The following is a 16,409-nucleotide window of genomic DNA, read 5'->3' on the forward strand; positions in this document are numbered from 1 at the left end:
AAAAATAGTAAGAAATATTTTAGGAACACAAGCAGATCGATATTCAACTGTCCTGATCAAATATTCGACCCAAAGCAGGGAAATCAAATCGTCTAAGTAAAGTCGATCAAGTTTACTAACTTCGTTTTTATTGTTGCCATCATGGATACCCACTATAAAATTAGACAAGCCACAGCAAGCGATTCGCACCGTGTTCCTGAAATTATGCTTCAGGCAATGGAAGAGATGATATTCCGCTTGATCCGACAAGAAGATCAACATGCAGCCGTACATTTTTTAACGCAGCTTTTCCAACAAAAAGGAAATCTCTACAGCTATGAAAACACTTTCGTGGTCGTTAACGTCGATGACCGGATTATAGGTTCATTGACAGGTTACGATGGTGACCGGTTTATTGAATTAAGACAGCCTATCCTGGATCTTATAACGGAGCACTACGCAAATAATTTGATTCCAGAAACTGAAACGGCCGGTGGCGAATTTTATATCGATTCCATCGCTGTTGCCCCCACTGTAAGAGGTAAAGGTATCGGAACCAAACTTTTACACCATGCCATTACACATGCTAAAGAAAATCACTTTAATCAGGTTGGCTTACTTGTTGACCTCGCGAATCCAAATGCGCGAAAGCTCTATGAAAGGATTGGTTTTAACGTTGGGAAGAAAGCGTACGTTGCAGGTAGCGCATATTATCATATGTATATGCAGCTTACTTAAATAGAACTCTTGTTAAACGTATAACCTATTGGTACCCACATTCCGCCACCTGCTTCAAAAAAAGCAGGTGGACAGCTTTGGGGGACAAATAGCGTATACCGACAAATAGCGTATACCTGCAAAGCTTATTAATCGCTATTGCATGGTATAAAATCTTCAAAAATCGAGATAGAATGCACAAAATTTGAACGCCAGTTCTATCTATATTTGCACATAAAATGAAACAGCATCTTCAAAGAAAATTACGGATATACCGATACGTGGTCTATAGGGAGACATTAGTCGATCCTTGGGAACATTTTTGGTCCTTCATTGGTGCCTTTGTCGGGATATTCATTATCGCTTATATCCAATCACTTCACTTACCCTCAATAGAAAATGTCTTTTTGATAGGCTCTTTTGGAGCTTCTTCAGTTTTGGTTTACGGAGCGATACAAAGCCCACTAGCACAGCCTCGCAACCTAATCGGTGGACATGTTGTCTCTGCCATCGCTGGCGTCACAGTGGCACAGCTCCTTCCTGATATTATTTGGCTTACAGCCCCTTCTGCTGTTGCCTTGTCAATTGTGTGTATGCAGTATACCCGTACCTTGCATCCTCCGGGTGGAGCAACAGCGCTGATTGCAGTCAGCAGCGGAACGAAAATTGCATCTATGGGATACTGGTATGTATTAAGCCCGGTTCTATCAGGCTGCACCATTCTATTGCTAGTAGCCTTAATTTTTAACAATATTACCAAGAACAGACATTACCCTGTAAAAAAATCACGCCTGCGCCGTTCAAGGAGGCAGCATTTAAAAAACCGCTTTGCTAAAGCCTCCAGCCCATCGCGCATATAATGTCTTAAAAACCTCCAGCTAATATCTTGAAAAACCTTCATCGCCGTCAAAACACGTATAGCGAGTTAAAATCAAGTATATTATTGAATGTAAACGCGGTTTTGCAGCAACGTGTTAATTGTCAGTGCTCATATTTGTTTTGTCAAACACGGTAGTCATAGCTCGATAGATTCCATAAATTAAGAATAGTAGACTTGTCATTGTAAGTCCTAGATACTCTACCACCCAAGCGATAAGAATAGCTACCAAATGAATTTTGCCATTGTCGGGTTTAAATGCTGCTCCCGAATAAATATAGTAAGCGATTGAACCAAATAAAACAATCCATAATACCGCATATGCATAATGAAGCGGATTTTTGCTGAGTCTCGTATTTTTAAACATCTGTCAATATTTATGATTTAGTAACCATTCCTGTATTAAACTACAAAGGGATATGTAGACAAAAATAAGTGTACTCCAGCTTTTGACAACCGCTAGTTATTATTCGCATCGCATCGTTTAATATTCGCGCGATCGGCCATTGAAATCGACTATATTGAGACTAAGCATGCTGATTTAAAACAATCATAATAAAGGAAAAGGGGCTATCCATAGCGGTCTCTTAAAACAGAACCCCGACATGAGGAAAATGACGGGGTCTTTCTAATTTTGTGTTCAATCATTTTGTTGAACATTTTGCGCTCGTATACATTGTGATACAGTATATGGTATAATATACCATTTAGAACCTATACATACAATACATTCCTTAACGATAGACAGTATACTTTCTATTTGGCGAGCTGATTCAGTTCGGCCTGTGAAAAGGCATGATCGCCTTTAAGATAACTATTTGCTTCTTTTAAATACTTGTAGATCACTTCTCTACCCTTTGGGTTGGGCAATTTATGCAAATTTTTTACCAAATATTCCTTGTCTCGCAATCGATCTTTACCATAGCTTAAAAAAGACGGTGCATGCGTCTGTACACTCCATCGAATAAACCGTAAATCGATATTGTCCGGATATTTCATGATCATTTCTTCTAAAAGCTTCTTTCCTTTTTTGAATTGACCCAATTTCGAAAAAGGGTTGCCCATATGTTTGGCCCATAAAATTTCATAAGCAGCGAGGTACCCTTTCTCCGTTGCGGAATTGGCGGATTTTTCCAATAGTTTCAGATTCGTTTCGCAGAGCTTCTTATTTTGAACGGCGGTAGCGTACTCGGCCCTCATTTTATCAACATCAACTTGACCAAAACAACATATCGTACATAATACCAAAGAGACACAGACAAAAAATCGTATAACCATTTTCAATTCAATTAAAGTATAAAATAGAAACTGTTCTGTCATATAACAATATCGAACAGCTTTGAGTTTTGTTATTTTTCAATACGTTGAGTACGCTGTTTATTTTGCCACTTTCCCAATCCAATCAATACCACCGCGATTAGGACGAAAACCAAAGTCATTGCCAAACTGTTCAAAATAACGCTTTCTATACCCAACTCAGAAACATTTATAAAAGGATAAGGATAAAATCCAGAAACCGAACCATGCCACAATGTGTACAACAGATAGCCTAACGGGAAAATCAACCAATAGAAAATCTGGCGCCAACGGAGCACTTTTTTGTTACAAAATAGCCACCAGAAGAGGAAAAAACTTAAAGGCGTGACAACATGCAGTAACTCGTCTACCAAACTCAGCATCCCTCTTGTGTTTAACAAAAAACGAAGTAAGCTATTATAGATCAGTGCGACAATAAGTATGTAAAGTGTGACGGCAGTAATTGTTTGGGAGTTAGTGAAGAATATGCCCAATCGGCTTTTTGCCAAGAAAACAGTAAAAAAACAACATAATAGCACCAAGACATTACTTAAAATCGTGAAATAACTAAAAAACTGTATTACATAATCGGTTGTACCAAGCTTCGAGACAAGAGCACTTAATGTAAATTGCCCAACAAGGGCCAATAGAGTGACTAAACCAATGCCTCCAGCAAAAACCGATTTTAATGACTTTCGAATCTCCATATCCAATTAGCCTTACCCCTACTAAATATAAAGATTTTAAACACTATTTGAAATTAAATGATAAATTCAGCTTTCCGGCGTTTGAATTTGAATCTGGATAATAAATAATAGCAAAGATTTGTAAATGGAGTGAGATTACTGACTTACTATTATTATTTTTATCCGATATAAAGCATTATGAATAGATGATAAGAATAGCCATTATTGAAGATGAGCCCGCCATACGCAAAGAAATCAGCTATTTGGTGCAACAGGAGACTGACGTTGAACTTGTTGGCTGGAGTGATACTGTGACAAATGCTGTTAAACTGATTGAAGACAAAAAACCTGATGTTGTTCTTATGGATATTCAGCTCCGCGACGGAACAGCATTTGATATCTTAAAGAAGTTGACTGTAATTCCACAGAATATTATTTTCATTACTGCTTACAATCATTTTGCAATCAAAGCCATTAAATATGGTGCGCTAGATTACCTCTTAAAACCTGTAGATCAAACCGAATTAAACGAAGCTTTAGAACGCTTTCGACGCAAAAGAGAAAACAATCCACAATGGATGCAACGTCTATCCATGGCACAAGAGGCGTTTTATGCCCGGGAATTACCCGAAAGTATCGCGTTATCATCCCTACAGCAAGTACGCATCGTTCCTGTTCATAACATCGTATATTGCAAAGGGGATGGCCCCTATACATTTTTCTTTTTAAATGATGGCACAAAAGAGTTAATATCCAAACCGCTCAAATATTATGAAGAATTATTGCCCCAGCCCTACTTTTTGCGCACCCATCAGTCCTATCTTGTTAATAGGTCGCATATTTCAGGCGTCAATCGCTCAGAATATATTGTCTTAAAAAACAAAGAGGAAATTCCCATCTCCTCGCGCAGAAAAAACTCGATTTTAAATCAGCTGTTTCCAGAAAAATGAGCGCACTGAACCGCATTTTACCTTGGTTACTAATCTCGCTATTGTTCATAGCCTGTACGGAAAAGAAAGGCACATACTCACCTGAAGGTAAAGCTCTTGCCGCACAAATTCAATCGCTCGAGGACCAAAAAATGAATGGCGCAAACGCGGATTCTTTAAAACAGGCCTGGTTAGAATTAGATCAGAATTTGAATGTGAAAAAAGATACCGTACTGGCTGCCCGCGTAAAATATTACTTGGCTCGACAATATGCCAGGAGCAGGCAGGATTCAGCGCTTTTCTTTGTTGAAAAGGCTCTTGAGCTGATTGAACCAACCACGGGGAATGCAAAATACAAGGCGCTTATTTATAACGGCATAGGAAACATCCGCAGTCTCGAAGCAAAGGAACGAGAAGCAGGCTATTATTATAATAAAGCTGCTACAATTGTTTTGTCGGACACCGCATCAGGACTGTCAAACGAAGCAAAATCAGCAATATTACTGTCTGCAGCGCAAAACAACCTCACTTCCTTTCAGTATAATCTTGCCGAAAAGATGAATCGAGCGGCATTACCCCTAGTAGATTCATTGCCTGAAGGACATATCAATCGACAACGCGTTTTGGTACAAATTATCCAGACACTGAATACCTTGCAGAGAACTGCAGCTGAAATTGCTCCCTACCTCCATAAACTCGAAGAATTACACGCTAAGCACCCAGACAAATACAACATCAGCTTTTTGTACGATTCGAAGATCCAATACTACGAAACTGCGAGAAAAACTGATTCCATTTTACACTATGAACTGCGAAAAATTGCAATAGACGAACATTTGCATCAACAGACATCATCTCCAACATTGATGAATAATTTATTTGTTGATTACAGCAATGTAGCTGCAATTTATGTTACATTAAATAAGCCCGCTTTGGGAGAAAAATTCATCCAAAAGGCCAATAGGCTGAAAGCACAGTTTCCAAAATTAATTTTTCCCACCAACGAAATTACCTTTCAGAACAACCTCGCCGCGCTATACAGCTTGCAAGGGAAAAATAAAGCATCAATAGATGTATTGAATCACCTTGTTCAGTTACAAAGGAGTATTTACCAGTCAGAGAATACACAGGCAATTGCAGAAATGAATGCTCTATACCAGCTTCAGGCGAAAGATCAATCTATTCGTATGCTGAATGAAAATATTGAAATCAATAAACTTCAACTGCAGCAAAATCGTCTCTGGCTCATGACAACCTCTTTGGCGGTCATTTTATTGATCATCATCCTTTTCTTTCTATATTACATTTTTCGCCAGCGACGTTCCAGGCAAGAAAAAGAAAAGGTCTTATTGCAGCAGCAATTACTACGCACACAGATGGAACCACACTTTATTTTCAATACTCTTTCGGCTGTTCAAAGCTTTATGCGCCTTGATAAAAAAGAAGATGCCATTAAATATTTAACTCTTTTCAGTCGCTTATTACGTAGCAATCTCGAATTAAGCCGCGAGAATGTTGTCCCACTAAGTGAGGAACTTGAGACCTTAGGAAACTATCTCATTTTACAGCAAATGCGTTTTGATGACACTTTTCACTACCATATTACACCTCCGCAAGATCAAGACCTCAGTGCGGTGATGCTACCCCCCATGCTGATACAACCCTATGTTGAAAATGCTATTCTTCATGGTATAGACCTCCATACAGGCAATGGCAGCATTGACATCCAATTTGCAGTATCAGGAGATATCCTGCGCGTGAAGATTCAAGATAGTGGTAAAATCAATAGCGACATTCCTGAATTGTCACATCGGTCGCTTTCTGGAGCCATCTGCCGAGAACGCATGCAATTGCTCGGAAAAAAAGCAAGTATACAGATCTACAAAAGCCCGAATGCTGGCACCACAGTGATCCTTCACATACCGGTGACCTATTGATGATCTGTATTCTTCGTTCATTGAGACAGCTACTCCTGGGTCATTGGTTTATTGTTGTTGCAGCTTATCCGCTAAAATTTTCATATAAAACCCTCCAACGACACTACGTGCCTTAAAATTTTCACGAATTCCGGTATTGGAATCATAAAAATCATTCAAAGGGACACGAGATTCCGTTTGAATCGCATGCTGGTATACAGGCTTCACCAATGCTTCAAATGTTTCTCTTGATGGTGCAAATGATGCTGTCCAAAGAATCCAGTCGTTTTTGGTGTATGCTTTGCGGCTATCCAACGGAATACCGAATCTATTCTGTTTCGTGAGGTAATACTTGATTTCAGTGTCATACACGTTTTGAGGAAATAGATTTAACCCCAATACTTTGTCCCAGATCAAATTATATTTCTGACTCCAAGTATTTTTATCATCAAATGTCAGCGCATAATGGTCGCCAGCATCTGCCATTTCCATCCATCTTGGAACCATTTCCTCCGCAATTGCACGGTATTTTTTTGCAATAGCTGATTCACCTATTGCTTCAGCGAGCTGCGCATAACAAGCGATACCAACAATTGCTTTGACAGATAAGTTCGTATTGCGTGCAAGGTGACCGGCAAAATCGTCTGTACAAAGCTGCGTTTTAGGATCAAAACCATCTTTAACAAGATAATCTACCCAAGTAGTAAGAGTTTTCCAATGCTTTCTAGCATAATCACTGTTCCCCTGCACTTTCGCGATCGCTGCAGTGAGGATAATCATATTTCCTGACTCTTCCACCGGCATCGGTTCGCCATATGTCTGACCATTGGCCAGTGGATAAGTACCCAAATCATGCGCGGCCCAAGGGTATGGATATTTCCCGCTTTCACTAAAATAAAATATTCCGCTCAACATTCCCTTCAATAACTCCGCATTGTAGATCAAATACAAAGGGGCTGAAGGATAAGTTACATCCACCGTATTAATAAATCCACCACTATTATTTTCTTTCGAAAGCCATAATAGTTCATTTTGAGGACTTTTCACCAAGGTATGAGCTGCGATACTTTGACGATAAGCCAGTATGCTAAGATGTGCATACTCTTTTCCGCCCGATTTGAGCGCATCTGCATAAACAGACTTGTCAAATGCCGTACATTTATCGACCACGCTACGATACTGGTCTGCAGCCAAAGTCAGCTGATTTTCCATCGTTTCTTTCCCTGAATTGTTCCACCACGGTCTTAGGTTATTGTTGAAATACTGAATCGCATAAATTTCATCGTAGCCTACCTCAACAAAACGCTCCTCTGCTTTCGCACCCACATTGCCAAATGGAATGACCGTGTTCAGCGCAAGTGATGTACCCTTAACAGTTTTTGCAGCGGTCGTTGTTCCCTTTCTGAAAGCGTCGACGGCCCCGCCCACCGGACTAATAAACTGTTGCGTCTTATCTCGCTTTGGTGAAGCAACATAAAAATACCCCCAGTCTATCCGCATATCATCGGCACCTTTCTGCAAAATAGGCTGTTCAACCGTTCCAGCTTTTAGTACCGACAATTTTGCCGTTTCATATTTTTCGGCGGTTACTTCCTGCGAAGGCTTAAACACCGCAATATTTGTTGACGCACTCAAAAAAACTTTAACAGCATGCTGCTTTCCATCGTTTGCCTTTACATGATAAGTGATGTAGCTTACCGGTCTGGCCAACACATTCAGATCATCCATAAGCAGCGGCGAAGTAAAGGTTAATTTTAGATCCACTTTACCAGCCTGAAAATTGTAAACTGTACGTGTAGCTGTTATTTCCACCTCTTTTTGCACGGCTTCCTGAACCCGTGGGCCACGCTCTTTAAGCCTGTCAACCAAACCAAAATCCAAGTAACGACCACCAGCACTATTCTTCAAATGGATGGCCATATTATTTTTCCCGGCTTTCAAATTCGTCTTGTCAATCGGTAAATAGTGAAAACTATTGGTCCAACCTATCTTTTCGTAAACCTTCTTCCCGTTCAAAAATACTTCTATATTATCATCATGATTGAGTTTTAAAAATAACTCATTGATACCCTTTGGGTCGGCTACGACAAAGTCACGTCTCACCCAGAGATCATCCGACTTCCAAAGCGTTTTTACCTGCTTCTCATCATCACCAAAAGGTGCATGCCCCGATTTCCAAGTATTCGTATTATAAGAGGAAGACTCCCAACCACCTTGAGGCTTCGACTCAGTATACTGTACCGTATAAGATTTATCTTCCGCAGTCGGGAGAATAACTGCATAATTAGGTTCTTCCTGGCCAAGAAAACGATAGATCTTGCCATCCACATCAATTAGGCCCAACAGCGAGTGATCCGCATCTGTCCAGTGTTTTGTTGTCGACCCGTGAAGCTGATCGGTCATTGACCATATACTAAAATTCGGATTATGCGTAATCAATGGATAAGCTGGAGCTTTCCGTTCTTGGGCTTGTCCCGCTAAAACCGAGGATATACAGGCTACTATAAGGCAGAGGCCTATCTTCCCAAGGTTGTTGGTTGCATGAATAGATTTTTTAAAAGGTTTAATCATATTTATTGGATAAAATTAGCTGCAAACATTTGTGCATTGGATGTATGCCCAATCGTTTTAACAAAGAAAGTCGGAATAATTGAAATTGAGCTGTCGCATCGTATCATTTTAGCTCCAATTTATATCATATTTGACAATCTGCCATCTAATCAAGATAATTATTATCTTTGAGAACCTGTCCGATCGTTATGTGCAAAATGACCTATACACATCGGCTTTCATTTTTACCAACAACACGATGAGAAGTATTTACGTTTATTTCTTAATGACCCTATCTTATCTTTTGTCAACAAGCTTACAGCTCTATGCACAAGAAATAGATTCCGTCAATAAAAAAGAGCTGGATCTGAGTTCCCTACTGAATGGAATTAGGCAACAGCAAATCAATGATTCGCTCGAACGGGTAAAGCTTCAGCATGAAATTGCCGACCTTAAAAGTCAAAATAGTCCGAAAAAGGAGAACTTAAAACAGCAGCTCAATGATTTTGACGAAGAAAATACCATTCGGCAGCAGCAACTGAAAGTCAAAGTAGACTCCATCAAAAAAAACACAAAAAGATACGCCGTCGCTCCGTTTCAAGACACTTTATTCTATATCTACAATAAGCTTGGATCGTCGTTAGCCAAAGATCGCGCTTCCAACGTGGTGAGCAGAATCCACAATCTCTATGAAGATGATTTTGTGAACGTAGATTCATTTAAAATCGAAAACAACGAAATCAGCGCCGACATCGTTTACAAAGATCTGGTGATCACCTCTATCACCGAACTCGATGCACTTCTTGAAGGAAAAAGCAAAGAAGAAATTGCGGCAAACTATTTAAAAAAGATTCAAGATACCATCACAGCTGAACGCGCCGCGAACAGCATCACAAAACTTCTTATACGTATTGGACTTGTATTCCTTATTCTCGTTGTTTTTTCTATTCTGATCTTATTGATTAATCGATTAAAAGCATACGGTACACGACGCATACTAACGGAACGAACGCAGCGGATTAAAGACATTAAGATCAAAAATTACGTACTCGTTACTTCGGTACAAAAAACACGGATGTTTATTCATGCGATTAGTATCTTACGTTGGGGATTGATCATCCTAATCGCCTTTATCATGCTGCCTATTGTTTTCAGTGTTTTTCCATTTACACAGAGCTGGGCTTCCAATCTGATCGGACTTTTCACAAAACCGCTTAAAACGGCAGTGTTGGCCATTTGGGATTATATTCCAAATCTGATTACAATATTTGTTATTCTTGTCGTCATGCGCTATGCTGTTCGATTCATAAAATATATTTTTAGCGAAATTGACAAGGGCAAATTAGAAATTAACGGCTTTCACCGTGATTTTGCCATGCCCACCTTTACCATCGTTCGCTTCCTGCTTCAAGCATTTACGCTGGTGCTCATATTCCCTTACTTACCCGGAGCCAATTCAGATATCTTTAAAGGAATATCCGTATTTATTGGTATCCTGTTTTCTTTAGGATCATCATCTGCGATTTCTAATATCATTGCAGGTCTTGTGATCACCTATATGCGTCCTTTCCGGATCGGAGACCGCATCACAATTGCCGACAAAACAGGTGTTGTTATCGAAAAATCGCCTTTGGTAACGCGGCTTCGAACCATAAAAAATGAAGAGATTACGATCCCCAATTCCTCGGTTCTTTCCGGAAATACAGTTAATTACTCGACCTTTTCTGCAGAGGGAATCTGCTTTCAGGTGGAATTGACAGTCGGTTATGAAGAGCCTTGGCAACGGATCCATGAGTTGCTTTTAAACATACCACCGCGCGTAAAAAGAGTTAAAGTGAATCCCGCGCCATTTGTGCTACAAAAAAAGTTAGATGATTTTTATGTACTCTATGAGCTGAATGTTTACATCGGCAAATCTGGGGAAATTGACCAGGCAAAATCTGAAATTTTTCAGTTAATTCTTGACGACTTTTTAGCCGAAGGAATTGATATGAATGGACCTCATATCTATGCGAAGGCAGAACATGTACAGCAATATAATCCAAATATGCCTGGCAAAACGCAAGAAAACTGATCTCAGCAATTGCCGCCCTGCCTATCGAGCAGTTTACCTAAAAGCACTCGTGTAAAGACGTTCGGACTGGACCAGCTTCTATTAGCTAAATTGGACTAGCTCTTTCCTAATAATTGGCTGTAATTTTGACTTCAATAACAAACAATACAACCGCAACATGGATGAGCTTATTACAGAAAACATACACATTATTCAACAGCGTATAGAAAAAGCCTGCCAGTCAACTAACCGAAATCCACTGGACGTAAAATTATTGCTGGCAACCAAAACTGTTCCCGCCGAACGTATTGAAATTGCACTACGTGCAGGACAAACGTTGATAGCAGAGAATAAAGTACAGGAATTGAAAGACAAATTTGAGTATTTAAAGACCATTCCGCATGTCAATCATTTTATTGGACATCTGCAAACCAATAAAATCAAAGATATCCTCAAATGCAACGTAACCTGCATCCATTCGATAGACCGTTTCGATCTTGCCGAAAAATTGCATCAGCGCCTTTTAAAGGAAGAGAAAATCATGGAAGTGCTCATCCAGGTAAATACCTCCTTCGAAGAGAGCAAGTACGGCGCTGCCCCAGGGGAAGTGATCGGCCTGGTTCAGCAAATAGCAACATTAAGCACACTAAAGATTAAAGGACTGATGACTATCGGTATACTGAGTGCCGAGGCCGAACAGGTACGTGCCTGTTTTAAATTGCTCAAACAAATTCAACGACAAATTATAGCCCTAGCTATTCCAGGTGTATCGATGCAAGAATTGTCGATGGGCATGAGCGGAGATTTAGAAATAGCAATAGCAGAAGGGGCTACCATAGTCAGGGTGGGCACGGCAATTTTTGGACAACGTCCTACACCAGATAGTTATTACTGGAACGAACACAACTAACAAAAAAAACGATGCGGATACATTTTACACAACACGAAGTTTTTGAAGCACCCGGGGCCTATTTAACCTGAGAAAATTCAGGCTTATGATTACAGCCAGATAAACAGCATACTTCATACATTTTTAGATTTACTAGAATATGCATACACGAGAAGTCTAATAAATAAATGAAGCGTATCTGTCTCAACGGGAGCGTAAAAACTTACAAAGTTAAGTTATTATTTGGGCAAAAATAGTAGATTTGGTGCAACACAAAAAAACTATTGATGAACCTAAGACGCAGTCAACTTTTAAAAATCGGCTATCTAGCCCTTCTGGCATTTCTCCTACACGCCTGTGTTTCCCAAAAAGAAAACAAAGACCTCACTTGGTATCAACATCAGCTTATCGAGCAGCTTGTTCCGGAAACTGATTCCAGTTATAGAGTTCAAATTGGTATTATGGCTGCGACCTTCTGGCTAGACAATCAAGATGGCCAGCTGTCCAAAAAATTGAACCTCCTGCAACAGAGCTACACGCAACGAAGTAAAGTCGATGTTGCTGTTCAGCAAGGTACAAACAAAATCATTCGCGTCACTAAATCAGAATAAAACAAGCTTATTCAAGGCAACGCAAATGATTTTGGTACCCACCAATACTTCAATTATAGTTAATATCTTCCGCCTGTATACATCATCCACTACATGATATTCCTTGCTATCTTTTCAATACGGTCTTTACAGGCCACATTGTAAATTAAGCGATTTTATTCATTAATATAATTTGAGGCGCTTCCTGCAATTTTTCACCGGCAACTTTTCCGAATGCTACAATATAAGGTTGTTGATTATGCGCATCCAAGCCCGCCTGATCTTCCCATATTTCATAAAATATAAACTGGTTTTCATCACTGTTCACCTGGTGCAGATCGTACTGTATACAAGCTTCTTCCTTTCTACTTGCTTCGACCATTTCAAACAATAATGCCAATACTTCTTCCCGATGTGCAGGAACTGCCTTTAAAATTGCGGTTAAATATACCTTCATGTTATTGATTTTTATTTTGGTAATTTACTCTTTTCATCGTAATAACGCCACGGATAAAGCGATTTATCGCTCAATAAATTTTTAGTTCAACGTCGTTTCCAAATGGAACACCTCTTCCAAATATTGTTTATATTCCTTTTCGTAATTGTCAATACGTTCTTGAGACGCACCCTTCTCCATATCATGAAAATGGAAGCTTCCCAGATGTTCTAATCCTGCAAACTGATTCATCTTGTGAAAACCGAATAAAACACCTGCATCAACGGAATGCTGATCAAAAAACTCATTTTCCATCGTAAAGGCTGTCTCAGGAGCATTCCAGCTCGAAGTCACCATGTATTTTTTACCCTGCATTAAACCTCCTGTACCATAGTTAATGGCTGGGTTTTTACGTGAACGACCATCATTTTTATAGATACCGTTGTTGTGACCCGCCGTAAAAACTTCATCGATATAGCGCTTCAGACGGTTCGGAACCTGAAACCACCATACAGGGAAATGGTAAACAATAATGTCTGCCCATTTAAAGTTTTCAACTTCAACCATTGGATCAAAATCATCGTTGATATTGGTAACCCGAGTCTCGAATCCATTTCCTGCCAGTGTTTCGACAGTCCAATTTGTTATTGTGGTATTGAAAGAACCACCCGAGTGTGCGAATTTCTGTCCGCCGTTGATAATAAATATGTTCATTTCTATCATTTTTCTTATTGATAACACAAATTTCTATAATATTTTTAAATCACACAAATAACTTAAATTGTATATTTGTATCATAAAAATAATAACTATGAAATGGAACTTAGAATGGCTTCGTACATTTAAGGCAATCTATGAAACCGGAACATTATCTGCTGCAGCACAGGAATTGTTTATTTCTCAGCCTGGTGTCAGCCTACATCTGAATTCCCTGGAAGCGTTTACTGGGCACAAGCTTTTTGATCGATCTGCGCGAAGAATGGTGCCGACCGAAAAGGGCAAAATCTTGTACAACTATGTGATTGACCCGCTTAAAAAACTAGAAACTGGCGAACAGCATTTTCACAAACGCGCATTGGATGAACGCGTTACAATTAGTATCGGAATGTGTTTTGAGACCTTTCAATACACCCTGGAGGAACATATTGCGCAACTACCCTTTAATTTAATTATCAAATTTGGAGAATATCCTCAGATGCAGCACGACCTTGACAATGGCCTATTGGATCTTATTATTACGCCTCAGAAAGGAAACCAGCAGAATCTGCAATATGAAGCTTTCTCAAAAGAGCGTATTGTCTTGATTGCGGGTTGTCAAACAGATACATCCGAACTAGAGAAACTCTTGGCAGAAGACAAAATTAAAGAAGCTGCCCGCTTGCTAAAAAAACAATTGTGGTACAGCACGGCTGCCGATATGGATCATCTAAAAAACTACTGGTCCACACACTTTGGAGAGCATCCAGACTTCAGTCCCAATTATATCGTTCCAAATATTAGTTCAATTATACGCTGCTTGAGTAACAACACGGGCTTTTCCATTGTTCCCGACTTCCTATGTGCCGAAGCACTTGCTTCCGGGAAAATAAAACTGATCTGGGAAGGGACTTCTCCCGTCGAAAATATACTTTACTTCGGAACGAGAAAGAAAACCATGTACCAAGCGGAAATTGGTCAATTGGAAAAACTGCTAAAAGAGAAATGGTAGTCACCTGACTCTCTTATAGCAATAAGACCTCTATTCGCTCAGACCTATTTATTGGCTAGCCGCTCCTGTAACTCCCGACGGAAAGTAATACCGACCGGTAGGGAGGTATTATTGATCTGTACCATTCCATGCTCATATTTGATCACCTTATTGATCGAAGCAATGTAGGATTTGTGGATACGGATAAATTTTGATGCCGGCACCTGTGTAAGTATTTGTTGGGTGGTGCTTGCTGTTAAAAAAGTCTGGCTTGGAGTGACAATTTTCACATAATTGCCAAAGCTTTGGATGAAATCGATCTGAGCTAATTTGACATCAATGACACGTCCATCCATGCGTATAGTAATCGATTTCGGTTCTTCTTCTTGAGGCAACAACGTCGTCTTATACGATAAAAAGCGTTGAACAGCCTTAAAAAAACGGGGGAACGAGATGGGTTTTAATAAATAATCAACAACGCCATAATCATAGCTTTCCAGTGCGTATTCGGAATACGCTGTTGTCAAAATTGTCTTGGGTGGATGATCCAGCATTTTAAGAAATTCCATGCCATTAATTTCGGGCATTTCAATATCCAGAAAGATTAAATCCACACTGTTCTGCCGAAGAAACTCCAATGCCTCAAAAGCATTATAACACTGAGCGACCAACTGCAGATCCGTACTTCTTTCAATATAATTTACCAGTACATAATGTGCTGCGGGCTCATCATCAACTATAATACAGTTGCTTTTACTCATTGTTTAAAGATTGATAACCAATGACACCTCATACTCTTCTTTCCTGGAATCTGCGGTCAATACGTAGCGATTAGGATACAAGAGCTTTAATCGAGCGATCGTATTTTCCAAACCTATTTTTGCTGAGAACACATTCCTCTTCTTGACAGGTACAGAATTCCGTATATGCAAATATAAGTTCCCTTTTTCAATCTTAATCGAGATATCAACAAAACAATCTTCAATACTGCAGGTTCCGTGTTTAAAAGCATTCTCTACGAACGTAATCAACAGCATAGGTGCGATCTGATAATTGATATCTTCTTCTTTTTGATAATCAAATTCAATTTTCGTTCGATAGCCTAGTCGCTCGCGTTCCAGTTCAATATAACTTGAAATAAAATCAATTTCATCATCCATAGCTACATACTCCCGTTCACCGCTCTCCATCTGATAACGAAGCAGCTGCGACACTTTGATAATCAATTCGGACGTACGTTCCGGATACTTTAGATTAATACCATAAATAGTATTTAAGGTGTTGAATAGAAAATGTGGATTGAGTTGCTTTTTTAAATGCGATAACTGCGTCTGATTCGAAAGCAGTTCACGTCGCGTCTTCACACGCTGAAAGCGGTAAAATTCAATAAATTGAATACTGCCCAATATGCAGATCAAGGACCCCAATAATACACCAAACTGATAATGGAACGTTTTCTGAACAAGATTCTTGTAGAGAAAACAATTCTTGTAGATCACGTTATCTGTTAGCTCTTTTAATAGGAGTGCAAAAATGAGCAGGGTTGCTACCGACGCGAAAACATACAACAAGGGTTTATTTTTCTTAAGTAGCAGCGGTAATAGAAAAAAGCGATTTAACTGTGCGTGCGCATACAGGATCATGAAATAGAACACGCCCATCAGAAATCCCTTCCAGCTCAGGATCAAAATCCAGTCGTTCAACGTAAAAAGAATAAATGAAAAGATCAATAGAACGATCTCCTGTATTATCTTGTTCTCCAAAACCTTTCTCATCATCCTTATTTTGTTAAGATTCTGTTACA

16 protein-coding genes are annotated in these 16,409 nt (G+C 39.5%); 8 read left to right on the forward strand and 8 right to left on the reverse strand.

Going from position 1 to position 16,409, the window contains the following annotated elements; genetic code table 11:
• The first annotated feature begins 141 nt into the window (after window positions 1–141).
• Both J2X77_RS10550 and J2X77_RS10555 read left to right on the forward strand, forming a co-directional pair.
• On the forward strand, window positions 142–717 hold the full coding sequence (locus J2X77_RS10550) for a GNAT family N-acetyltransferase (protein ID WP_310080682.1): 576 nt from the start codon (window positions 142–144) through the stop codon (window positions 715–717).
• Window positions 718–935: 218 nt separating this feature from the next.
• The gene (locus J2X77_RS10555) at window positions 936–1,556 is read left to right on the forward strand and encodes an HPP family protein (protein WP_209577954.1); all 621 of its coding nucleotides are present in this window, start codon (window positions 936–938) and stop codon (window positions 1,554–1,556) included.
• Between the two features lie 114 nt (window positions 1,557–1,670).
• Here J2X77_RS10555 and J2X77_RS10560 read toward each other — a convergent pair whose 3' ends face one another.
• From J2X77_RS10560 to J2X77_RS10570, 3 genes are all read right to left on the reverse strand, one after another.
• The gene (locus J2X77_RS10560) at window positions 1,671–1,940 is read right to left on the reverse strand and encodes a hypothetical protein (protein WP_209577953.1); all 270 of its coding nucleotides are present in this window, start codon (window positions 1,938–1,940) and stop codon (window positions 1,671–1,673) included.
• 389 nt (window positions 1,941–2,329) lie between these two features.
• Window positions 2,330–2,851 carry a hypothetical protein gene (locus tag J2X77_RS10565; protein WP_209577952.1) on the reverse strand — a complete coding sequence of 174 codons (522 nt, stop codon included), beginning with the start codon at window positions 2,849–2,851 and terminating at the stop codon, window positions 2,330–2,332.
• Between the two features lie 71 nt (window positions 2,852–2,922).
• A complete protein-coding gene (locus tag J2X77_RS10570) occupies window positions 2,923–3,576 on the reverse strand; it encodes a Pr6Pr family membrane protein (RefSeq protein ID WP_209577951.1) in 654 nt (217 codons plus the stop codon).
• A 185-nt stretch (window positions 3,577–3,761) separates the two neighbouring features.
• On the opposite strand from J2X77_RS10570, the gene J2X77_RS10575 reads away from it, so the two are divergent.
• Window positions 3,762–4,505: a LytTR family DNA-binding domain-containing protein gene (locus tag J2X77_RS10575; RefSeq protein WP_209577950.1), complete on the forward strand. Its 744-nt coding sequence runs from the start codon at window positions 3,762–3,764 to the stop codon at window positions 4,503–4,505.
• A complete protein-coding gene (locus J2X77_RS10580; protein ID WP_209577949.1) occupies window positions 4,502–6,421 on the forward strand; it encodes a sensor histidine kinase in 1,920 nt (639 codons plus the stop codon). The genes J2X77_RS10575 and J2X77_RS10580 overlap by 4 nt, the downstream gene beginning before the upstream one ends.
• Before the next feature lie 48 nt (window positions 6,422–6,469).
• On the opposite strand, the gene J2X77_RS10585 is transcribed toward J2X77_RS10580, so the two are convergent.
• On the reverse strand, window positions 6,470–8,971 hold the full coding sequence (locus J2X77_RS10585) for a glutaminase family protein (RefSeq protein WP_209577948.1): 2,502 nt from the start codon (window positions 8,969–8,971) through the stop codon (window positions 6,470–6,472).
• 238 nt (window positions 8,972–9,209) lie between these two features.
• Between J2X77_RS10585 and J2X77_RS10590 the strand changes: the two genes are divergently transcribed.
• The 3 genes from J2X77_RS10590 (at window position 9,210) to J2X77_RS10600 (ending at window position 12,503) form a co-directional block, all read left to right on the forward strand.
• The gene (locus J2X77_RS10590; protein WP_209577947.1) at window positions 9,210–11,024 is read left to right on the forward strand and encodes a mechanosensitive ion channel domain-containing protein; all 1,815 of its coding nucleotides are present in this window, start codon (window positions 9,210–9,212) and stop codon (window positions 11,022–11,024) included.
• 157 nt (window positions 11,025–11,181) lie between these two features.
• Window positions 11,182–11,913 carry a YggS family pyridoxal phosphate-dependent enzyme gene (locus J2X77_RS10595; RefSeq protein WP_209577946.1) on the forward strand — a complete coding sequence of 244 codons (732 nt, stop codon included), beginning with the start codon at window positions 11,182–11,184 and terminating at the stop codon, window positions 11,911–11,913.
• Window positions 11,914–12,179: 266 nt separating this feature from the next.
• A complete protein-coding gene (locus tag J2X77_RS10600; RefSeq protein WP_209577945.1) occupies window positions 12,180–12,503 on the forward strand; it encodes a hypothetical protein in 324 nt (107 codons plus the stop codon).
• Window positions 12,504–12,648: 145 nt separating this feature from the next.
• Here J2X77_RS10600 and J2X77_RS10605 read toward each other — a convergent pair whose 3' ends face one another.
• Window positions 12,649–12,939, reverse strand: coding sequence for a putative quinol monooxygenase (locus tag J2X77_RS10605; protein WP_209577944.1), 291 nt, complete (start codon window positions 12,937–12,939; stop codon window positions 12,649–12,651).
• 81 nt (window positions 12,940–13,020) lie between these two features.
• On the reverse strand, window positions 13,021–13,632 hold the full coding sequence (locus tag J2X77_RS10610) for an NAD(P)H-dependent oxidoreductase (protein WP_209577943.1): 612 nt from the start codon (window positions 13,630–13,632) through the stop codon (window positions 13,021–13,023).
• Between the two features lie 97 nt (window positions 13,633–13,729).
• Here J2X77_RS10610 and J2X77_RS10615 point away from each other — a divergent pair, with 97 nt between their 5' ends.
• Complete coding sequence (locus J2X77_RS10615) at window positions 13,730–14,626, forward strand: LysR family transcriptional regulator (protein WP_209577942.1); 897 nt, start codon at window positions 13,730–13,732, stop codon at window positions 14,624–14,626.
• A gap of 44 nt (window positions 14,627–14,670) precedes the next feature.
• Here the strand turns inward: J2X77_RS10615 and J2X77_RS10620 are convergent, their stop codons facing one another.
• Both J2X77_RS10620 and J2X77_RS10625 read right to left on the reverse strand, forming a co-directional pair.
• Window positions 14,671–15,366 (reverse strand): LytTR family DNA-binding domain-containing protein, encoded by a 696-nt coding sequence (locus J2X77_RS10620; protein ID WP_209577941.1) that lies wholly within the window; start codon window positions 15,364–15,366, stop codon window positions 14,671–14,673.
• A gap of 3 nt (window positions 15,367–15,369) precedes the next feature.
• Complete coding sequence (locus J2X77_RS10625) at window positions 15,370–16,383, reverse strand: sensor histidine kinase (protein WP_209577940.1); 1,014 nt, start codon at window positions 16,381–16,383, stop codon at window positions 15,370–15,372.
• Between the last annotated feature and the right edge of the window lie 26 nt (window positions 16,384–16,409).

The sequence above is a fragment of the Sphingobacterium sp. 2149 genome, assembly GCF_031455655.1.
Taxonomy (GTDB): Bacteria; Bacteroidota; Bacteroidia; order Sphingobacteriales; family Sphingobacteriaceae; genus Sphingobacterium.